17 protein-coding genes are annotated in these 18,562 nt (G+C 65.4%); 6 read left to right on the top strand and 11 right to left on the bottom strand.

From position 1 onward, the window contains the following. Position 1 precedes the first annotated feature (1 nt). Entirely contained in the window at positions 2–1,210 is a 1,209-nt protein-coding gene (locus C7G42_RS09190) for a L,D-transpeptidase family protein (protein ID WP_199580727.1), read from the bottom strand. Between the two features lie 324 nt (positions 1,211–1,534). Here C7G42_RS09190 and C7G42_RS09185 point away from each other — a divergent pair, with 324 nt between their 5' ends. Then, positions 1,535–2,341, top strand: a complete 807-nt coding sequence (locus tag C7G42_RS09185) for a hypothetical protein (RefSeq protein ID WP_106948594.1) — start codon at positions 1,535–1,537, stop codon at positions 2,339–2,341. A gap of 181 nt (positions 2,342–2,522) precedes the next feature. On the opposite strand, the gene sseA is transcribed toward C7G42_RS09185, so the two are convergent. The 3 genes from sseA to C7G42_RS09170 form a co-directional block, all read right to left on the bottom strand. Then, entirely contained in the window at positions 2,523–3,380 is an 858-nt protein-coding gene (sseA, locus tag C7G42_RS09180; RefSeq protein ID WP_106948593.1) for a 3-mercaptopyruvate sulfurtransferase, read from the bottom strand. Positions 3,381–3,477: 97 nt separating this feature from the next. Continuing rightward, positions 3,478–3,891, bottom strand: coding sequence for a rhodanese-like domain-containing protein (locus C7G42_RS09175; RefSeq protein ID WP_106948592.1), 414 nt, complete (start codon positions 3,889–3,891; stop codon positions 3,478–3,480). A 225-nt stretch (positions 3,892–4,116) separates the two neighbouring features. Next, positions 4,117–5,292, bottom strand: coding sequence for a vWA domain-containing protein (locus C7G42_RS09170; protein ID WP_106948591.1), 1,176 nt, complete (start codon positions 5,290–5,292; stop codon positions 4,117–4,119). Positions 5,293–5,415: 123 nt separating this feature from the next. Between C7G42_RS09170 and C7G42_RS09165 the strand changes: the two genes are divergently transcribed. Together C7G42_RS09165 and C7G42_RS09160 are read left to right on the top strand one after the other, a co-directional pair. Next, positions 5,416–5,661, top strand: a complete 246-nt coding sequence (locus tag C7G42_RS09165) for a GlsB/YeaQ/YmgE family stress response membrane protein (protein WP_018318587.1) — start codon at positions 5,416–5,418, stop codon at positions 5,659–5,661. A 95-nt stretch (positions 5,662–5,756) separates the two neighbouring features. After that, the gene (locus tag C7G42_RS09160) at positions 5,757–6,599 is read left to right on the top strand and encodes an AAA family ATPase (RefSeq protein WP_106948590.1); all 843 of its coding nucleotides are present in this window, start codon (positions 5,757–5,759) and stop codon (positions 6,597–6,599) included. A 1,179-nt stretch (positions 6,600–7,778) separates the two neighbouring features. On the opposite strand, the gene C7G42_RS09145 is transcribed toward C7G42_RS09160, so the two are convergent. The 3 genes from C7G42_RS09145 to C7G42_RS09135 form a co-directional block, all read right to left on the bottom strand. Then, complete coding sequence (locus C7G42_RS09145; protein WP_106948589.1) at positions 7,779–9,425, bottom strand: GMC family oxidoreductase; 1,647 nt, start codon at positions 9,423–9,425, stop codon at positions 7,779–7,781. 17 nt (positions 9,426–9,442) lie between these two features. Beyond that, positions 9,443–10,036 (bottom strand): GNAT family N-acetyltransferase, encoded by a 594-nt coding sequence (locus C7G42_RS09140; RefSeq protein WP_106948588.1) that lies wholly within the window; start codon positions 10,034–10,036, stop codon positions 9,443–9,445. 148 nt (positions 10,037–10,184) lie between these two features. Then, positions 10,185–11,111: an SMP-30/gluconolactonase/LRE family protein gene (locus tag C7G42_RS09135; RefSeq protein ID WP_106948587.1), complete on the bottom strand. Its 927-nt coding sequence runs from the start codon at positions 11,109–11,111 to the stop codon at positions 10,185–10,187. Between the two features lie 248 nt (positions 11,112–11,359). Here C7G42_RS09135 and C7G42_RS09130 point away from each other — a divergent pair, with 248 nt between their 5' ends. Beyond that, positions 11,360–12,463 (top strand): mandelate racemase/muconate lactonizing enzyme family protein, encoded by a 1,104-nt coding sequence (locus C7G42_RS09130; protein ID WP_106948586.1) that lies wholly within the window; start codon positions 11,360–11,362, stop codon positions 12,461–12,463. Between the two features lie 9 nt (positions 12,464–12,472). Here the strand turns inward: C7G42_RS09130 and C7G42_RS09125 are convergent, their stop codons facing one another. Then, positions 12,473–12,826 carry a hypothetical protein gene (locus C7G42_RS09125; protein WP_106948585.1) on the bottom strand — a complete coding sequence of 118 codons (354 nt, stop codon included), beginning with the start codon at positions 12,824–12,826 and terminating at the stop codon, positions 12,473–12,475. A 182-nt stretch (positions 12,827–13,008) separates the two neighbouring features. Between C7G42_RS09125 and C7G42_RS09120 the strand changes: the two genes are divergently transcribed. Continuing rightward, positions 13,009–13,233, top strand: a complete 225-nt coding sequence (locus tag C7G42_RS09120; RefSeq protein ID WP_018318578.1) for a hypothetical protein — start codon at positions 13,009–13,011, stop codon at positions 13,231–13,233. A 270-nt stretch (positions 13,234–13,503) separates the two neighbouring features. Here the strand turns inward: C7G42_RS09120 and C7G42_RS09115 are convergent, their stop codons facing one another. Continuing rightward, entirely contained in the window at positions 13,504–14,160 is a 657-nt protein-coding gene (locus C7G42_RS09115) for a glutathione S-transferase family protein (RefSeq protein WP_106948584.1), read from the bottom strand. Between the two features lie 164 nt (positions 14,161–14,324). Here C7G42_RS09115 and C7G42_RS09110 point away from each other — a divergent pair, with 164 nt between their 5' ends. Beyond that, positions 14,325–15,548, top strand: a complete 1,224-nt coding sequence (locus C7G42_RS09110) for a polyhydroxyalkanoate depolymerase (RefSeq protein WP_106948583.1) — start codon at positions 14,325–14,327, stop codon at positions 15,546–15,548. Between the two features lie 6 nt (positions 15,549–15,554). Here C7G42_RS09110 and C7G42_RS09105 read toward each other — a convergent pair whose 3' ends face one another. Beyond that, complete coding sequence (locus C7G42_RS09105) at positions 15,555–17,429, bottom strand: ABC transporter ATP-binding protein (RefSeq protein WP_106948582.1); 1,875 nt, start codon at positions 17,427–17,429, stop codon at positions 15,555–15,557. A gap of 201 nt (positions 17,430–17,630) precedes the next feature. Further along, the gene (locus tag C7G42_RS09100) at positions 17,631–18,557 is read right to left on the bottom strand and encodes a 2-hydroxyacid dehydrogenase (protein WP_106948581.1); all 927 of its coding nucleotides are present in this window, start codon (positions 18,555–18,557) and stop codon (positions 17,631–17,633) included. Positions 18,558–18,562: the final 5 nt, after the last annotated feature.

Raw genomic sequence — 18,562 nt, 5'->3', positions numbered from 1 at the left:
CTCAGCGCACGGTGACCGGCGCGGGCAGCGGCGGCACCACGGTCGGCTGCGTGCCCGGGACCGGGCCGGCCTGAGCGGCCATCGGAGCGGGACCGGGAGCAGCGCCCGGCGCCGGCGCAGCGGAAGCGGTCGCCGTTCCCGGCGGCGGGCCACCCGGCATCACCACCACGCGGGTGCCGACCTTGACGCGATCGAACAGGTCCGAGACGTCCTCGTTCAGCATGCCGATGCAGCCGGACGAGACGAACTTGCCGATGGTCGATGGCTGGTTGGTGCCGTGAATGCGATAGACCGTCGAGCCGAGATACATCGCGCGGGCGCCGAGCGGATTGCCGGGGCCGCCTGCCATGAAGCGCGGCAGATAGGGCTGGCGCTCGATCATCTCTGTCGGCGGATGCCAATCCGGCCACTCGGCCTTGCGGGTGATCTTCTGGACGCCGGTCCAGGTGAAGCCGTCGCGGCCGACGCGGACGCCGTAGCGGATCGCACGGCCGCCTCCGAGCACGTAGTAGAGATAGGTGTTAGGCGTATCGACCACGAGGGTGCCGGCTGGCTCCTTGGTCTGGAACGAAACCTCCTGGCGGCGCAGGTTCGGCGGCAACTGCACCGGCGCAGCATCGGGCTGCTCCTCGGGGGGCAGCGCGGCCATCGTCATCGGCCGGCCATCGGCACCGACAGGCGGCTGCCCGGCCTGAACCGTTCCGGTCGCGGCGGGACCACCAACGGCTTCCGGCGGACGAAGGCCGTCACCGGCGGGAGCCTGTCCCTGCTGGCCCGGCCGATTGGCGTAGATCACCGGCGGCGGACCGGCGGGGCGGCCGTAGCGGGGATCGTCGGGCGACATCACGGGACCCTGCGGCGGCGCGGCCGAATAGACCGGCGGAGCGCCAGCCGGGCGGCCATAACGCGGATCATCCGGCGACATCACCGGACCCTGCGGCGGCGCGGCCGAGTAGACCGGGGGAGCGCCGACCGGGCGGCCATAGCGCGGATCGTCGGCCGGGCCGGGCGGCGGCAGCGACGTGTGCGGCATCGCATCGTCGTCATCGTCCAGCGCGTCGAAATTCGGCGCGCGGTCGCCGGGCCGATATTCAGCCGGGGCGCCGTAGCTCGGCGCCTGCTGGACCGGATAGCTCTGAGCCTGTGCGAGCGAGGTTCCCGCCGCAGCGACTGTTGCGGCAGCGCATATCGTCAGAAAATGTTTGATCATCATCGCTCTTGCAGTGTCCCCGGGCCCGTCAGGACCGACAACGGCCAGATGGCCGAAGATAGCGGCACATTCAAGACATATCAGGCTTATTTGCGCAGGACTTGCCGATTTGTGATCCCGCAAGACTACCGTTGCCCCGTTGCATCACGGAGCGGGAAATCAACTCATGCCGTCAATTGCCGCAGTCTTCGCCTCCGAATTTAAGGGAACGGCTCGGAATCGTTGCGGTATGTTCGAATCAGCCTGATTCGCCACCCATTTGAATTCCCGATCCCCGCGTGGCGAACGCGGCAAAGCAGTACCGTCACCGCGTTCAGATGGCTCATGGGCCCTGGCTACTTCGCCGCCGGGGCGGAAATTCGCAATCCTTCGATGCTTCCCGGCTTTCGCTTCCTGTTTGCCGCGATCCTGCTCTCAACCTCCATCCTGGTGTTCGGTCTGGGCGCCGCCGCACTGCTGCGGGCGAGCCACGAGCAGTATGTCAGCAACCCCTCCTGGCGGAACGGCCCGCAGGAGCGGATGTTCGCGCAAGCTCCCGAGCCGGTGCTCGCGGTCTTGCGCGCGGAGCCGGAAGCGGCCGAGCCCGAGCCGTCACTACGAGACCAGGTGCCGACCATTGGACTGCCCGGAAGCGAGCCCGAGCAGATCGCCGCGCTGACGACCGAGGCTCAGCCTCCGGCTGCCACACCTCCGGCCGACGTCCCGGGCGCCGAACCCGCCAACTCCGAGATGGCGACAGAGGCCGCCGCGCCGGCACCCGCCGATACGCTCACCCCGGCCGACACCACGGCGTCGATCCCCGCACCCGAGCCCGCCGCGACCGTCGGCGAGCCGGCGCCGGCGGACAGTGCGGCGCTAACCTCGTCCGCACTCGACGTCGCCTCGGCCAGGCTGGCCGCTCTGAACGAGCCGGCGACGACGGCCGTGAAGGATGCGCCGGCGAAGGCCAAGGCTGAGAGCAAGGCTGAGAGCAAGCCCGATAGCAAGGCCGACAAGGCGACCAAGCGCAAAGCGAAGGCCAAGAAGCGGCATCGCGTGGTGCGACGTCCGCCGCCTCAGCAGTTGCAACAGCAGCTCGATCCGTTCGGCCAGCCACAGACCTTCGCGACGACCGCCCCGCGCACGCGGTGACGCGCCTCCTTCGCCTCTCCCCGCTTGCGGGGAGAGGCCGGAATTCGCGCCAAGCGCGGATTACGGGTGAGGGGGACTCTCCGCGATTCCCACTGTCACCGTCCCCGTGAAGACTCCCCCTCACCCAACCCTCTCCCCGCAAGCGGGGCGAGGGGGCGCACCGTCGTCTTAGCTACTGCGTTTACGCCGCCCCGGTCGCGATGGCCGGGCCGCCCTCCTGGCCCCATTCCGACCAGGAGCCGTCATAGAGCGCGGTGTCGGTGATCCCCAGGCGATACAGTGCGAGCGTCAGCACGCCGGCCGACACGCCCGAGCCGCAGCTCGTCACGATCGGCGCATCGAGCTTGACGCCGGCACTGGTGAAGGCAGCGCGCAGATCCTCGAGCGGCTTCATCTCGCCGGTCGCGGGGTCGAACAGTTGATTGTAGGGCACGTTGCGGGCGCCGGGGATGTGACCGGAGCGGATTCCCGCCCGCGGCTCGGGCGCGCGGCCCTCGAAGCGGTCGGCGGCGCGGGCGTCGATCACCTGCTCGGCACGGCTTTCGACGTTGGCGATCAGCTGTTGCATGCTGCGCACGCGCTTTGAATCATAGTTCGCCTTGAAGCTCGCGGGTTTCGGCTTCACCTCGCCGGCTTCGACCGCTCGCCCTTCGGCGCGCCACTTCTTCAAGCCGCCGTTGAGGATGCGCACGTTGTTATGGCCGAAGGCCAGGAACATCCACCACGCGCGCGGCGCTGCGACCCAGCCGCCGGCATCGTAGAGCACGACGGTGTCGGCGTTGGAGATCCCGAGATTGCCGATGTCACGGCCGAACTGCTCGGCGCTCGGATACATGTGCGGCAGCGGGTTGGAATGGTCCGACACCGCATCGACGTCGAAGAACGCGGCGCCCGGCAGATGCGCGGCGAGATAATCGTCCTTCGGCAGCGGCAGCACGCCAGGGAGCTTGAAGCTGGCGTCGAGGACCTTGACGTTGGCGTCGTTGATATGGGCGGCGAGCCATTCGGTGGAGACGAGGGGGTCGGTGGCGGTGGTCATGCTTCTGTACTCTCCAATCGTCATTGCCGGGCTTGACCCGGCAATCCATCCTTCTTGAGATGATGGACACGCGGGTCAAGCCCGCGTGTGACAAGTTTCACCCCTTCTTCTTCGGCACCCACTGTTCAGTCGGCCCGCCGGCATCGCGCCAGGCGGCGTAGCCGCCGGCGATGTGGGCGACCGGCTTGAGGCCCATGTCCTGCGCGGTCTTGGCCGCGAGCGCGGAGCGTAAGCCCCCGGCGCAGTGGAACACGAACTTCTTGTCCTCCTGGAACACCGGCTTGGCATAGGGGCTCTCCGGATCGATCCAGAATTCCAGCATGCCGCGGGTGCAGGCGAACGCGCCGGGGATGCGGCCGTCGCGCTCGATCTCGCGGGGGTCGCGAATGTCGACGATGACGACGTCGCCGTTCTTGGAGATCTCGATGGCGTCCTTGGCGTTGAGCGTCTCGATCTCGGCATTGGCCTCGTCGATCAGCGCCTTGATGCCGCGGGTGATGTTTTGGGGCATATGGTTCTCCCTCGTTATTTTATGGCTGTTGGTACGGCACTCACTCGCCGCATACTCGGTCTAACCTCTCCCGCTTGCGGGGGAGGTCGCGGCGCGAAGCGACGCGGGTGGGGGCTCTCTCCTCTTGGGGAGCGTCGCCCGCGGCGACACCCCCTCCCCAGCCCTCCCCCGCAAGCGGGACAGGGAGCGCACTTCCGTTGCCGATCGCACCGGGCTGGTCATAAGCTAGTGCGTCAATTCCTTCATCGCACCTTCCAGCCCTTCAATCGTGATCGGATACATCCGGTTCGCGAAGATGCGTTTGATGATGGTGGTGGATTCCGAATAATCCCAGTGCTTCTGTGCGACCGGGTTCAGCCACACCGCATGCGGATAGGTGCGGATGATGCGGTCGAGCCAGACCGAGCCCGGCTCCTCGTTGACGTGCTCGACCGAGCCGCCGGGCACCATGATCTCGTAAGGCGACATCGAGGCGTCGCCGACGAACACGATCTTGTAGTCGTGCGGATACTTATGCAGCACGTCCCAGGTCGGGGTGCGGTCGGTGAAGCGGCGCTTGTTCTGCTTCCACACGCCTTCATAGAGGCAGTTGTGGAAGTAGAAATACTCCATGTGCTTGAACTCGCTCTTCGCCGCCGAGAACAACTCCTCGACCTGCTCGATATGCATGTCCATGGAGCCCCCGATGTCGAAGAACACGAGCAGCTTCACCGCATTGCGCCGCTCGGGGCGCATGTGGACGTCGAGATAGCCGTGATTGGCGGTCTCGCGGATGGTGGTGTCGAGATCGAGTTCGTCCGGCGCGCCGGTGCGCGCAAACTTGCGCAGGCGGCGCAGCGCCACCTTGATGTTGCGGATGCCGAGCTCGACATTGCCGTCGAGATCCTTGAACTCGCGCTTGTCCCACACCTTCACGGCGCGGTTGTTGCGGTTCTTCTCCTGGCCGATGCGCACGCCCTCGGGATTGTAGCCGTGGGCGCCGAACGGCGAGGTGCCGGCGGTGCCGATCCATTTCGAGCCGCCCTGGTGCCGCCCTTTCTGCTCCTCGAGGCGCTTCTTCAAGGTCTCCATGAGCTTGTCCCAGCCCATGGCCTCGATCTGCTTCTTCTCTTCTTCCGTCAGGTATTTTTCGGCGAGCTTCTTCAGCCACTCCTCGGGGATCTCCGCCTTCTCCATGGCGTCGAGCAGGTTTTCCAGCCCCTTGAACACCGTGCCGAAGACGCGGTCGAACTTGTCGAGGTTGCGCTCGTCCTTCACCAGCGCGGTGCGCGACAGATAGTAGAAATTCTCGACCGAATAATCCGCCAGATCGGCGTCGAGCGCCTCGACCAGCGTGAGGTATTCGCGCAGCGTCACGGGGACCTGCGCATCGCGCAGAGAAGTGAAGAATTGCAGGAACATGGGTGACAGATTGCCCGTCGGGGGACGAACGTCAAGGGGCGGAGACCGCCGCGGGGCGCTGGACCGGGAAGCTTTTTGCTCTAGAATTGGGGCCTTCACGGGGTTGTTTTGGGGACGTTTGCAATGGGAATTGTCGCAGCGCTCATCATTGGCGCGATCGCAGGCTGGCTTGCGGGCAAGATTGTCCACGGGGCGGGATTTGGACTGATCGGCAACATCGTCGTCGGCATCATCGGCGCGCTGGTCGCAAGCTGGGTGTTGCCCCAGCTGCACATCCAGCTGGCAACTGGCACGGTCGGCGCCATCGTGGACGCCACCATCGGCGCGGTGATTGTGCTCGTCATCCTTTCGCTGATAAAACGGGTCTGAAAGCCTGACCGAACCAGGAACGGCCGCCGTGCGCGGCCGTTCGCTTGTCGCGACCGGGGCCGCACCTCGCGCCGACGATTACCCAAGGACACGCAATGAAATTTACCGGCACCAAGGACTATGTTGCGACCGACGATCTCAAGGTCGCCGTCAATGCCTCGATCGTGCTGGAGCGCCCGCTGCTCATCAAGGGCGAGCCCGGCACCGGCAAGACGGTGCTGGCCGAGGAAGTGGCGAAGGCTCTGAACGCGCCGCTGCTGACCTGGCACATCAAGTCCACCACCAAGGCGCAGCAGGGCCTCTACGAATACGACGCGGTGTCGCGTCTGCGCGACAGCCAACTCGGCGATGCGCGCGTGTCCGACATCAAGAACTACATCAAGCGCGGCAAGCTGTGGGAAGCCTTCGCGGCCGAGCAGCGCCCGGTGCTCCTGATCGACGAGATCGACAAGGCCGACATCGAATTCCCGAACGACCTGCTGCTCGAGCTCGACCGCATGGAATTCCATGTCTACGAGACCGGCGAGACGATCAAGGCCAAGCAGCGCCCGATCATGATGATCACCTCCAACAACGAGAAGGAGCTGCCGGACGCTTTTCTCCGCCGCTGCTTCTTCCACTACATCAAGTTCCCCGACGCCGATACGATGGGCCGCATCGTCGACGTCCACTTCCCCGGCATCAAGAAGCGCCTCGTCGAGGAAGCGCTGCGCATCTTCTTCGAGGTGCGCGAAGTGCCCGGGCTGAAGAAGAAGCCGTCTACCTCGGAGCTTCTGGACTGGCTCAAGCTGCTGCTCAACGAGGACATGAGCGTGGAGCAGTTGCGTGAGCGCGACCCGCGCAAACTGATCCCGCCGCTGCACGGCGCGCTGCTCAAGAACGAGCAGGACGTGCATCTGTTCGAGCGGCTGGCGTTCTTGAGCCGACGGGAAGTGTAGGCTTCTCGTGCCCCGGACGCGCTGCAGCGTGCAACGCTGCGGCGCGGAGCCGGGACCAGAAGGCGACACTGATTGCTCGGAGACATGGGCTCCGGCTCTGCAGCGCACCGCGAGAGCGCTGCGCTGCGTCCGGGGCACGAGAGCAGTGTTTGGCCCGACGCTCATAAATCGCGGACGCACCTTCGCATTCTCGCGGCGCATTGCGCCCGAGCTCTGCTTCAACTTGCACGTCCTCTTGTGAAAGAGGGCGCAGGGAAGGCCGGGCGCCGACCGGCACCCGCGGTCTGCTGCGCAAAGCACACGCAACAAAAACCGCACAGCAGCATACAGGTGTGGCCGAACGCCCGGCCTTCCCTGCGCGATGGTCGGACGGCTTATGCCGTGATCTCCCGGGAGCCGAACTTTCCTTCTGGCCTCCCTCGCCCCGCGAATTGCCGATGCCGTCCGCCCGGTTGGGCTCGCGCACATCTCCGCGACAGGCTTGACCGTGGCAACGACGGCCAGGACCACACGGTTTTGCCGTACGCAACAGCGCCGTTCGTCTTCACGCGGCCGCGGACTCACAGGGGCTACCCGCCCTGCCCGCACCTCTCGTGCCGACGCTGCTGCGTCCACCGCAACCCGGCCCGCGTTTCGAACGACTCGCGAACCGCCCCTCTTCGTCGGGCCGGGCTGCGTCGATGTATGCCGCAATTCCGAATTTCGGTAAAGTGGAATATTTTTGCAGGGAGGGGTTGACGGGGTGCGGGGTGTTTTGCCCGACGGGTCACGAGCCTCGCAGCGTCAACATCCACTCCAGAGCCGGCAGTACGGTGCCAACAAGCACGCCATACGAAAATGCCTTTCGAACTGGTGTACCCCGAGGAAACCATCCGATCCCGCCCAGGAAGTACATGACCACCCAGAGGCCGGCGAAGAGCGTCTAATCGCGCCAGCCTTCGCGCAGTAGCAGGCCAACCGGAATAGCCGTGCGGGCAAAGACGAGGCCGCAGATAGCAATCTGACCAACTGACTGCCGCTCGGCGCCTGGTTGCATTTGCAGTCTGTCCATCAGTGGCCGTAGGGTGGGTTAGCGTCAGCGTAACCCACCTCTTTCGTTTCCGCATCGGCAGAAGCGGTGGGTTACGCCGCGCGAGTTGCGCTTCGCGCAATCGCGCAGCTAACCCACCCTACGAAACCTCACGCCACCGCAGCGTCCGGAATGCGCGCGGCTTCCATCGGCTGCTTGCCGCGGATCAGGTCCGAGGCGCGGTCGGCGATCATCATCGTTGACGCGTTGAGGTTCGCCGAGATCATGCGTGGCATCACCGAGGCGTCGATGACGCGGAGGCCTTCGAGGCCGTGGACGCGGAGTTGGTCATCGACCACAGCCCAGCTCGAATCCGCCGGGCCCATGCGGCAGGTGCAGCCGGGGTGGAAGGTGGTGGTGCCGCGCTCGGTGGCCGCGGCCAAAAACTCGTCGTCGGTGTTGATGTTGGGGCCGGGGAAATCCTCGTAGGCGTAATAGGGCGACAGCGGCGCGGACTTCAAAAGACGGCGCGCGAGCTTCATGCCGCCGACAATGACGCGGCGATCGAGCTCGGCGTCGAGATAGTTGGTCTGGATGATCGGCGGCGCGAACGGATCGCTGGAACGGATACGGACATAGCCGCGGCTCTCCGGGCGCTGCTGCCAGGACGCCACCGTCATGCCGGGCTCGTCCTCGAGCTGGCCCTGCACGCCTTCCTTGTAGGACGCGGGCGTGAAGGTGAGCTGCAGGTCGGATGAGTCGGCGCTCTCGCCCGAATGCCAGAAGCAATAGACCATGGTCGGCGACAGCGACAGCAGGCCGCGGCGCGCGGTCGCCCATTTCAGCGCCTCGATCCAGAGCGAGACGCCGCGGCGAAGCTCGTTGATGGTCTTGATGTCCTTGACCCGCGCCACCGTGCGCGGGGCGTAATGGTCCTGCAGGCCCTCGCCGACCGGCAGCGCGTGACGCACGGCGATACCGTGTTGCTGCAACAGATCGGGCGAGCCGATGCCGGAGAGCTGAAGCAGCTGCGGCGAGTTGTAGGTGCCGCCGGACAGGATGACTTCCTTGTTGGCGCGCACCTCGATCGGCGTGCCGCCACGTCCGCCCTTGGTGTAGCGGACGCCAACGGCGCGCTTGCCTTCGAAGATGATCTCGGTCGCATGCGCGTGGGTGTGCACATGCACGTTTGGCCGCTTCATCGCCGGCTTCAGGAACGCGGTCGAGCCGGAAACGCGCAAGCCCTTGTCGATGGTGCGCTGGCAGTAGGAGACGCCCTCTTGTATGGCGCCGTTGTAATCGGGATTGCGGGGAATGCCGAGCGACACCGCGCCTTCCATGAAGGCTTCGCACAGCGGATCGCGCCAATCCATGGTGGTGACCGTGAGCTTGCCGTCACGGCCGCGGAACGTGTCGTCGCCCTCGCCGACCCGCTTCTCCAGCCGCTTGAAGTAGGGCAGCACGTCGGCATAGCCCCAGCCGCGATTGCCCATCTGCGCCCAGGTGTCGAAATCCATCCGCTGGCCGCGGTTGTAGATGTGGCCGTTGATCGAGGAGGAGCCGCCGAGCGTCTTGCCGCGCGGCGCGTAGATGCTGCGCCCGCCGGTCCAGGGCCCCGGCTCCTGCTGGTAGGCCCAGTTGATGCTCTTCATGTGGAAGGTCTTGATGAAGCCCGCCGGCAGATGGATGTAGGGATGCCAGTCGGAGGGCCCCGCTTCCAGCACGCAGACGCTGGTTGAGGGGTCTTCGCTCAGCCGGCTGGTGAGCACGCAACCGGCAGAGCCGGCGCCGATGATCACATAATCGAATCTGTCCATGGTGCCTCGGCCGCCGCTCAGCGCGGCTTTTCGTTGAGTTGATATTCGAGATGCGTCCGCACCGTCGGCCATTCGGCCGCGGTGATGCTGTAGACCACGGTGTCGCGCAGCGTACCGTTCGGCGCGACCTGATGGCTGCGCAGGATGCCGTCCTGCTTGGCGCCCAGGCGCTCGATGGCATTGCGGCTCTGATGATTGAAGAAGTGGGTGCGGAATTCCACCGCGATGCAGTTCAGCGTCTCGAAGGCATGGGTGAGCAGCAGCAGCTTGCACTGGGTGTTGAGCGGGCCGCGCTGCGCGCTCTTGCCGTACCAGGTCGAGCCGATCTCGACGCGCCGGTTGGCGGCATCGATGTTCATGTAGGTGGTCTGTCCCACGATCTTGCCGCCGGCGTCGAACACGGTGAACGGCAGCATCGAGCCCGCGGCCTGCAGGCCCAGGCGGCGGTCGATCTCCTTGGCCACGTTCTCCGGCGTCGGGATCAGGGTGTACCAGATCTTGTGGATCTCGCCGTCCTTCACAGCCTCGACCAGCCCGTCGTAATGCTGCTGCGACAACGGCTCGAGACGGGCGTGCTGTCCACGCAGGGTGATGGGATCAGGCCAGGGCATTCGGGACTCTCTCTTTTGTCATTGCGAGGAGCTCGTGACAAAATTGCAGGGCAATTTTGCACTGGAGCGACGAAGCAATCCAGACGGTCACCGCGGACGCATTCCTGGATTGCTTCGCTTCGCTCGCAATGACGGTCACTAGCACCGTTTACTTGTTCAGGAAATTGAGCGGCAATCCACCGCGCGGCCAGTCCATAGCGACCAGCTCGCCTTTGCCTGACAACGTGATGTAGGCGGTCTTCAACTCGGGGCCGCCGAAGGCGATGTTCGTGGTGACGCGGTCGCCGGTCGGGACCTGCTCGACCAGCGTGCCGTCGGGCGCGATCACCGAAATGCAGCCGGAAACGAGGGTGGCGACGCAAACATTGCCGTTCGCTTCCACCGCGAGCGAGTCGAACATCTGGTAGCCGCCGAGGCCGCAGATCGGTTTTCCCCGCTCGCCGCGATAGATCACGTCGCGCGGCTTCAGCGTGCCGGGCGCCGAGAGCTCGTAGGCCCAGAGCCGGCCCGTCGGCGTCTCCGCGATGTAGACGGTATTCTCATCCGGCGACAGCCCGATGCCGTTGGCCGGCAGGATGCCGTGCACGACCTCGACCAGTTCGTTCATACCGGGCTTGAGATAGTACATGCCGCCGACGTCCATCTCGCGATGGCGGCGCTTGCCGAGATCGGAGAACCACAGGCCACCCTGCTTGTCGAACACCAGATCGTTCGGCCCGCGCAGATCGTGCTCGCCGCATTTGGTAACGACGGTCTCGACCTTGCCGGATTGCAGATCGACGCGCTGGATCGAGCCGCCGAGATAATCGTCGGGCTGCGGACCCGGCATGATCATGTTGCGGGTCGGGATCCAGGAGAAGCCGCCATTGTTGCAGATGTAGATCTTGCCGTCGGGGCCGAGCGCCGCGCCATTCGGGCCGCCAGGAATCTTCGCGACGATCTCCTTGCGGCCGTCGGGATAAACGCGCGTCAGGCGCTGGCCGCGAATTTCCACCAGCACCACCGAACCGTCAGGCATCACGACCGGCCCTTCGGGAAATTCGAGGTCGGTGGCGAGAACGCGAACGTTGGACATTGTGGGACCCTCCCAGCTGCTTGTTATGACTTGCACGGGATGTCCGGCACGGGCCCCACACGCAAGATTTGCCTGCGGTTATGGCAAAGTCGCCTCGGCTTGCCAAGCAAGCGGGATGGTATGCCAGCGTTGCGCGCATTCTTTCGGCGCCGCGACAAGACCGCGCCTGAACGGCCACTGGCAACGAGCCGGCGTTCGTGGCTACACTCCGCAGAACCGCTCACCAGAAAGCCCGGAGGAACCGCGCCATGGAAATCACCGATGTGCGTGCGCATCATATCCGCATCCCCTATGATGCCGGTGTCGCGAGCTTCCGTCAGGGCGCGTCCGCGATCTCCGCGCTCGACATGGTGCTGGTCGAGGTCACCACCGATGCCGGACTGACCGGCTGGGGCGACGCGTTCGCCTATGTCTGCCCGCGCACCACGCGCAGCGCCGTCGCGGAGATGATCGCACCGCAGGCCCGCGGGCTGAAGGTGCCCGATGCGGCCGGCATCCCCGCCGTGATGGAGCAGATCCAGCGCAACCTGCATCTGTTCGGCCGCTACGGCATCACCATGTTCGCGATTTCGGGGCTCGACATCGCGCTCTGGGACCTTGCCGCCAAGGTCGAGGGCGTGCCCCTGCATCGCCTGCTCGGCGAGACCAGGCGCACGGCCATTCCCGCCTATGCGAGCCTGCTGCGGATCGGCTCGCCCGAGAACATCGCCGGCGAATGCAAGAAGGCGCTCGCGCTCGGCTATGGCGCGATCAAGCTGCACGAGACCACGGCGCCTGCGGTATTCGCCGCGCGGGAGGCGATCGGGCCGGCCATTCCGCTGATGGTCGACATGAACTGCCCCCTGACGGCCGAGCAGGCGATCGCGTTCGCGATGACCTGCCGCGACGCGCGGCCGATGTTTCTGGAGGAGCCGGTGTGGCCGCCGGAAGACTTCGACGCGCTCGCCGAGGTGCGCAGCAAAGGCGGGCTCGGGATCGCCGCCGGCGAGAATGCCTGCACGGAGTATCAATTCCGCCAGATGATGGAGGCCGGCGCGGTGAGCCACGCCCAGCCGTCGGTGATCAAGGTCGGCGGCATCACGGAATTCGTGAAGGTCGCAGCGCTCGCCGACCGGCTCGGCGTCAAGATCGTGCCGCACTCGCCGTATTTCGGCCCGGGCCTGCTCGCGACGCTGCATCTGCTGGCGACGCGCGACGATGGTCTCGTCGAACTGTTCTATCTGAAACGCGAAGCCTGCCTCTGGGGCGGCCGCGCGGATAGCGATTCCACCGGCCATGTCGCGGTGCCCTCGGGTGTGGGGCTCGGCTACGAGCCCGATCGAGAGGTGATGGACCGATATCGCGTGACGTGACCGGCGCGCTTATTTCGCGTCCTTCGCCGGCGGCGCGTCCTGCTTCTTCTTCAGGTCCTCGGTCGTCTTCACTTGCGCGGCCTGGAGATCGCCAAGCGTCTTCTGCAGGCCGGCAAGGCTCGTCTTCAGCGCGTCGATCTGGCGGTTGGCCGCGTCCAGCTTCTGCTGATGGTCGAGCGTGAGCTTGGTGATCGTCTTCTGCAGGAAGTCGACATTGCTTTGCAGACAGCTGGTGCGCCGCTCCATGGTCTTCTCGACCGTGCAGATCTCGATGCCGGGCACGTCCTGCGCGTGCGTCGGCGCATTCGCCAGCGTTGCGAGCAGTAACATCGCGAAACAAAGGCCGGCGTTTCGAAGCAGCATGCAGGTTCCTCATCCAATGATCACGGCAATGTGCGCTGTTTGCGCACAGTCACCAAAGGCTACCACACTCGTACCGCATTCTCGCGTTGAGCTTGTATCGTTCCCTTGGACGGGGAACGATGATCCGCGCGCGGAAGAAGTGGGCGCTCTTTCCGCGGCTTTGTTTAGGGGAGATTTTTGGAATGGCAACGCGCGATAGACGTCTGGCGGAATTCGACGGCGCCGGAGAACCACCGCCGGGCCTCGCACTGGAAGTGCTGTGCGAGGACCACAGCGGAACGTACCAGCTGCCGTTCGCCTGCCGTTACGTCGAGGGACGATGGCAGAACCACGAGGCCGGTATCGCGGTCGAAGCGACCGTCATCGGTTGGCGCCTGCCGCGCGTGAGGCAGCGCGGGGCGGCCTGACGCCTGCATCTGTTTCAAAATGCAACGGGGCCGCGCTCCGCCTTAACCTTCGGAACGCGGCTCGAACGAATCACGTCCGAATCAGCCGAACGGCCGCGTACGCAGCTGTTCACGGCTAGATGTCGATGTAGCTCTGTCGGCGCGTACAATATCTGTGCAGCGTGCGGGCCGAACACGGGCGCCAAAGGTTAATCGCGACAAGGGCATGGGCGCCGGAGCCGCTGTAGCCGGTCCCCGCCCCCGAAACAGGCAGGGCCATGGAATGCCTGCCTAATATTCGACCTCGAGTTCCTCGATCTCGGCCGGCTCTTCCCGCGCCGCGGCGATCCATTCCTTCATCTCGGGCATCGCCATGATGGTATCGGCATAGGCCTTCAGCTGCGGCTCGAGCTTGACGTCATAGGTTACGAAACGCGTCACCACCGGCGCGTACATCGCATCCGCCATGGTGCGCCGCTCGCCGAACAGGAACGGGCCGCCCGACATCTCCAGGCAGTCGCGCCAGATCGACCAGACCCGGTCGATGTCGGCCTGCGCGCGCGACCAGATCTTGAAGCAGGGAAAATGGCCCTTCAGATTGACGGGCAGCGAGGCGCGCAAGGTGGTGAAGCCGGAGTGGATTTCGCCGCAGATCGAGCGGCAATGCGCGCGCTGCACGCGGTCATCTGGCAGCAGTCCGGCTGACGGCATCACCTCGTTGAGATATTCGGCGATCGCCAGCGTATCCCACACCGTGGCGCCGTCGTGGCGCAGGCACGGCACCAGGATCGACGACGACAGCAGGAGGATTTCGGCGCGCGCCGACGCATCATCCGGCGCGGTGACGATTTCCTCGAAATCGAGCCCGGAGAATTTCGTCAGCAGCCAGCCACGCAGCGACCAGGACGAATAGTTCTTGCTGCTGATGGTCAGTGTCGCCTTCGCCATATCGGCCCTTCCCTGTGACCTGCACCCCGCCCGGCTCGCGCGTGCGCCCGTGACCCGTACTTTCTGCGAAATGAGCAGCAAGCGACGTGCCAATTTTCGGGGGCGATCTGGCTCCCGTCTGGCGTCGATATTGCATGACAGCAGGGGAAGGTGGGCATTTCAGTATGATGTCGATGTATTATCAGGCCTTTCAGAACCATATGGACCTGACCGCGCCATGGCGGGCCGGGGCGTCTTCCGCGCTCAAATTCCTCAATCTGGTGCCCGAGGGCGTGCCGGGCCAGGTCGTCAACCGGCTCTCGGCGGCGCTGGAGCTGATCTCGCGCTCCACCCTCACCTATCATCGCCCGGCCTACGGCATCGACAGCGTGACGGTGGGCAATCGCGAAATCGCCGTCACCGAGGAGATCGCCTACGCGACACCGTTCGGCTCGCTGCTGCATTTCAGGAAAGAGGGCGTGTCGGAGCAGCCGCGCATGCTGCTGGTGGCGCCGATGTCGGGCCATTTCGCCACGCTGCTGCGCGGCACTGTGAAGACGCTGCTGCAGGACCACGACGTCTACATCACCGACTGGCACAATCCGCGCGACATTCCGCGCAGTGAAGGCCGTTTCGGGCTCGACGACTACACCGAGCACCTGATCGATTTCCTCGGGCAGCTCGGCCCGCGCCCGCACATGGTGGCGATCTGCCAGCCCTCGGTGTCGGCGCTCGCGGCCGCCGCGATCATGTGCGAGGACAATCATCCCGCGCGCCCGGCGACGCTGACGCTGATGGCGGGGCCGATCGACACGCGGATCCAGCCGACCAAGGTCAACGACTTCGCCAAAAGCAAGCCGATCGAATGGTTCGAGCAGAACCTGATCAACTACGTGCCGATGCAATGCCGCGGCGCCTTGCGGAAAGTCTATCCCGGCTTCGTGCAGCTCACCGCCTTCGTCTCGATGAATCTCGAGCGCCACATCAAGCAGCACATGGATCTCGCCAACCACATCGCCAAGGGCGAGAAGGACAAGGCTGCGACCATCAAGACCTTCTACGACGAATATTTCGCCGTGATGGACCTTCCGGCCGAATTCTACATCGAGACCGTGCGCGACGTCTTCCAGGAGCATCTCCTGCCGCAAGGCAAGCTGATGCACCGCGGGCGTCCCGTGAACACCCGGGCCGTCGGCCGGATGGGTCTGATGACGGTCGAAGGGGAGAAGGACGACATCTGCTCGATCGGCCAGACTCTGGCGGCACAAGACCTCTGCACCGGCGTGCGCGCCTATCGCCGCGTCCACCACATGCAGGCCGGCGTCGGCCATTACGGCGTGTTCTCAGGCAAGCGCTGGAATAACGAGATCTATCCGCTGCTGCGGGATTTCGTGCACGTCAATTCGTGAGGCGCCTCAGGCCGACCATTCCTCGCCCCAGACCTGCACGACGTGGCCGGGCGAGACTTCACGATATTGCCGCACCGGCGGCTGGTAGTTGGGCGCACGCACCGGGCTTCTGATTTCGTCGTATGCGACCTCGCGCTTCGTGGCGCGACGCGCCGGATCCGGCACCGGCACGGCGGCCATCAGCTTCTTAGTATAAGGGTGCTGCGGATTGCCGAACACGGCCACGCGCGGTCCGATCTCGACGATCTCGCCGAGATACATCACGGCGACGCGGTGGCTCATGCGCTCGACCACCGCGATGTCGTGGGAGATGAAGAGATAGGCGAGCCCCATGCTGGCTTGAAGATCGAGCATCAGGTTGACGACTTGCGCCTTGACCGAGACGTCGAGCGCGGAGACCGCCTCGTCCGCGACGATCAGCTTCGGCCCAAGCGCGAGCGCCCGGGCGATGCAGATGCGCTGGCGCTGGCCGCCGGAGAATTCATGCGGAAAGCGCGCGGCCATGTCGGCGGCGAGACCAACGCGGACGAGGAGGTCAGCGACCTTGTCCCGGGCCTGCGACGCCGAGGCGAGCCCGTTGGCCAGCAGGGGTGCCGCGATCGCCGTGCCTATCGACATGCGCGGATTGAGGCTTGCGAACGGATCCTGAAAGACGATCTGCATCTGCTTGCGGACGTCACGCAAGGTGCGGCCGGACATCGCCAGCACGTCCTGGCCGTCGATCAGGACGGTCCCGCTGTCGGGCTCCGTCAGTTTGAGAATGGAACGGCCGGTGGTCGACTTGCCGCAACCGGACTCGCCGACCAGCGCCAGCGTCTCGCCGGCGCGCAAGGTGAAGGAGACGTTCTCGACCGCATGGACCCGGCCCGAGACCCTGCCGAACAGGCCCGAGCGGATCGGAAAGCGTGTGGTGAGGTTTGCGACTTCGAGCAGCGGTCGCTCGGCCGGCGAGACCGTATCGGGCGTCTCCGTCGGCTCGTCCGAGGTCCCCGTCACCTTGTCGACGATGGGAAAGCGCATCGGCCGCGCCCGTCCGTCCATCGAGCCCAAGCGCGGCACGGCGGCGAGCAACGCGCGTGTGTAGGGATGCGAGGGCGCGGCAAAGATGCGTGAGGTCGCATCGAGCTCTACCGCCTGCCCGCCATACATCACGACAGTCCGGTCGGCGATCTCGGCGACCACGCCCATGTCGTGGGTGATGAAGAGGATCGCCATCCCCTCCTCCTGCTGAAGCTCCTTCAGCAGTTCCAGGATCTGGGCCTGGATGGTGACGTCGAGCGCGGTGGTCGGCTCGTCGGCGATCAGGAGTTTTGGTCTGCAGGCGAGCGCCATCGCGATCATCACGCGCTGGCGCATACCGCCGGAGAAGCGATGCGGATGCTCGTGGAAGCGCGACTGGGCCGCGGGGATACGGACACGATCGAGCAGCCGGATGGCCTCGGCCTCCGCCGCCGCCCGCGACAGGCCGCGATGCTGGATCAATGCTTCCGCAATCTGGAAGCCGATGGTGAGCACCGGATTGAGGCTCGTCATCGGCTCCTGGAGGATCATCGCAACATCGTTGCCGCGAATGTCCGTCATGCTCGCTTCCGGCAGCGCCAGCAGGTCGCGGCCGGCAAGCATGATGCGGCCCTCGACGCGGCCGATCTCCTTCGGAATGAGCCGCATGATCGACAGCGCAGTGACGCTCTTGCCGGAGCCGGACTCGCCGACGATCGCAACGGTTTCACGGGGAGCAACGTCGAAGGAGACGTTGCGGACGACGGGAAGCCATTGCCGTTCCAGCATGAAGGACGTGGTGAGGCCGGAGACCGACAGCACCGACGCGCGGTCTTGGGCGTGGTTTTGGGTCTGGTCGGGCTTGGTTGCGCCGTTGCTCATGAAAAGTGCCCGACCCTTGCCGCAAAGACGGTGCGCCCCCTCTCCCGCTTGCGGGGGAGGGCTGGGGTGGGGGTGCCTCCACGAGCGAGGGCCGCCAAGAGGAGAGAGCCCCCATCCGGCGCTTCGCGCCGACCTCCCCCGCAAGCGGGAGAGGTAAGAGGAGCCCGGGGCTGCACCGATGTTACGACCATCATCTCGACCTCAATAGCCGCGACTACGATCGACACGCCCCGGCAGCTCCTCGCCGCGGCGGTGACGGTCGATGACGTCGAGCACGAAATCGACGGCCGTGTCCGGCGTCGTCATGCTGGCATTGTGCGGCGTCAGCAGGATGCGCGGGTGGCTCCAGAACGGATGTCCCTCAGGCAGCGGTTCAGGATCGGCGACATCAAGCACGGCGCCTGACAACGCACCGCTGTCGAGCGCCGCAAGGAAATCGGCCTCGACGAGATGCGGGCCGCGGCCGACATTGACGAGGGACGCACCGCGCGGCAGGCGTGCGAACAAATCGGCGTTGAGGATCCCGCGCGTCTCGTCGGTCAGCGGCAAGAGGCAAACCAGAATGTCGCTTTGCGCCAGGAAATCCGGCAAGGTGTCAGGGCCAGCGTAACAGGTCACTCCCGCGATGTCGCGCGGCGAGCGATTCCACCCCAGAAGCGGGAAGCCGAACGCCTTGAGGCGTTCGAGCACGGCCTGGCCGAGCTGGCCGAGCCCCATGACGCCGACACCCCGCCGTTTCGCCGGCGTGATCCGGATCTCGCGCCAGAGCTGCTGCTTCTGCTGATCGATGAAGTGCAGGAGGTCGCGATGCAGGGCCAGCACGACCATGGTGACGTACTCCACCATGGTCTCGGCGATGCCGGGCTCCAGCATGCGGACCAGCGGAATGTGCGCCGGAACTTTCGTGGCGTCGAACTGATCGACGCCGGCGCCGACCGAGAAGACCAGTTCGAGATTGGGGAACGTCGTCGCGATGTCGTCCGGCGGCACCCATGCGACGAGGTAGCGCACATCGGCGGCATCGCCGATGTCAGGCCAGAGCCGGAACGGGACGTCGGGTGCGCGCTCCGCGAAGAAGCGCGCCCACTCGGCACCGCGAACCATGTTGGCCTTGTAGAGAACCGTCATGCGGC

This window comes from Bradyrhizobium sp. MOS003, from assembly GCF_003020125.1.
Lineage (GTDB): Bacteria > Pseudomonadota > Alphaproteobacteria > Rhizobiales > Xanthobacteraceae > Bradyrhizobium.
The sequence above is the reverse complement of the archived record's forward strand: the minus strand, read 5'-3'. Positions and strand labels throughout refer to the sequence as shown.

Excerpts from the sequence above, each read along its gene's own strand:
- C7G42_RS09185 (WP_106948594.1), top strand. The coding sequence starts at position 1,535 with ATGGGCCCTGGCTACTTCGCCGCCGGGGCGGAAATTCGCAATCCTTCG.
- C7G42_RS09160 (WP_106948590.1), top strand. The coding sequence starts at position 5,757 with ATGAAATTTACCGGCACCAAGGACTATGTTGCGACCGACGATCTCAAG.
- C7G42_RS09170 (WP_106948591.1), bottom strand. The coding sequence starts at position 5,292 with ATGTTCCTGCAATTCTTCACTTCTCTGCGCGATGCGCAGGTCCCCGTG.
- C7G42_RS09105 (WP_106948582.1), bottom strand. The coding sequence starts at position 17,429 with ATGAGCAACGGCGCAACCAAGCCCGACCAGACCCAAAACCACGCCCAA.
- C7G42_RS09165 (WP_018318587.1), top strand. The coding sequence starts at position 5,416 with ATGGGAATTGTCGCAGCGCTCATCATTGGCGCGATCGCAGGCTGGCTT.
- C7G42_RS09115 (WP_106948584.1), bottom strand. The coding sequence starts at position 14,160 with ATGGCGAAGGCGACACTGACCATCAGCAGCAAGAACTATTCGTCCTGG.
- C7G42_RS09120 (WP_018318578.1), top strand. The coding sequence starts at position 13,009 with ATGGCAACGCGCGATAGACGTCTGGCGGAATTCGACGGCGCCGGAGAA.
- C7G42_RS09145 (WP_106948589.1), bottom strand. The coding sequence starts at position 9,425 with ATGGACAGATTCGATTATGTGATCATCGGCGCCGGCTCTGCCGGTTGC.
- sseA (WP_106948593.1), bottom strand. The coding sequence starts at position 3,380 with ATGACCACCGCCACCGACCCCCTCGTCTCCACCGAATGGCTCGCCGCC.
- C7G42_RS09100 (WP_106948581.1), bottom strand. The coding sequence starts at position 18,557 with ATGACGGTTCTCTACAAGGCCAACATGGTTCGCGGTGCCGAGTGGGCG.
- C7G42_RS09130 (WP_106948586.1), top strand. The coding sequence starts at position 11,360 with ATGGAAATCACCGATGTGCGTGCGCATCATATCCGCATCCCCTATGAT.
- C7G42_RS09175 (WP_106948592.1), bottom strand. The coding sequence starts at position 3,891 with ATGCCCCAAAACATCACCCGCGGCATCAAGGCGCTGATCGACGAGGCC.
- C7G42_RS09190 (WP_199580727.1), bottom strand. The coding sequence starts at position 1,210 with ATGATCAAACATTTTCTGACGATATGCGCTGCCGCAACAGTCGCTGCG.
- C7G42_RS09135 (WP_106948587.1), bottom strand. The coding sequence starts at position 11,111 with ATGTCCAACGTTCGCGTTCTCGCCACCGACCTCGAATTTCCCGAAGGG.
- C7G42_RS09140 (WP_106948588.1), bottom strand. The coding sequence starts at position 10,036 with ATGCCCTGGCCTGATCCCATCACCCTGCGTGGACAGCACGCCCGTCTC.
- C7G42_RS09110 (WP_106948583.1), top strand. The coding sequence starts at position 14,325 with ATGATGTCGATGTATTATCAGGCCTTTCAGAACCATATGGACCTGACC.
- C7G42_RS09125 (WP_106948585.1), bottom strand. The coding sequence starts at position 12,826 with ATGCTGCTTCGAAACGCCGGCCTTTGTTTCGCGATGTTACTGCTCGCA.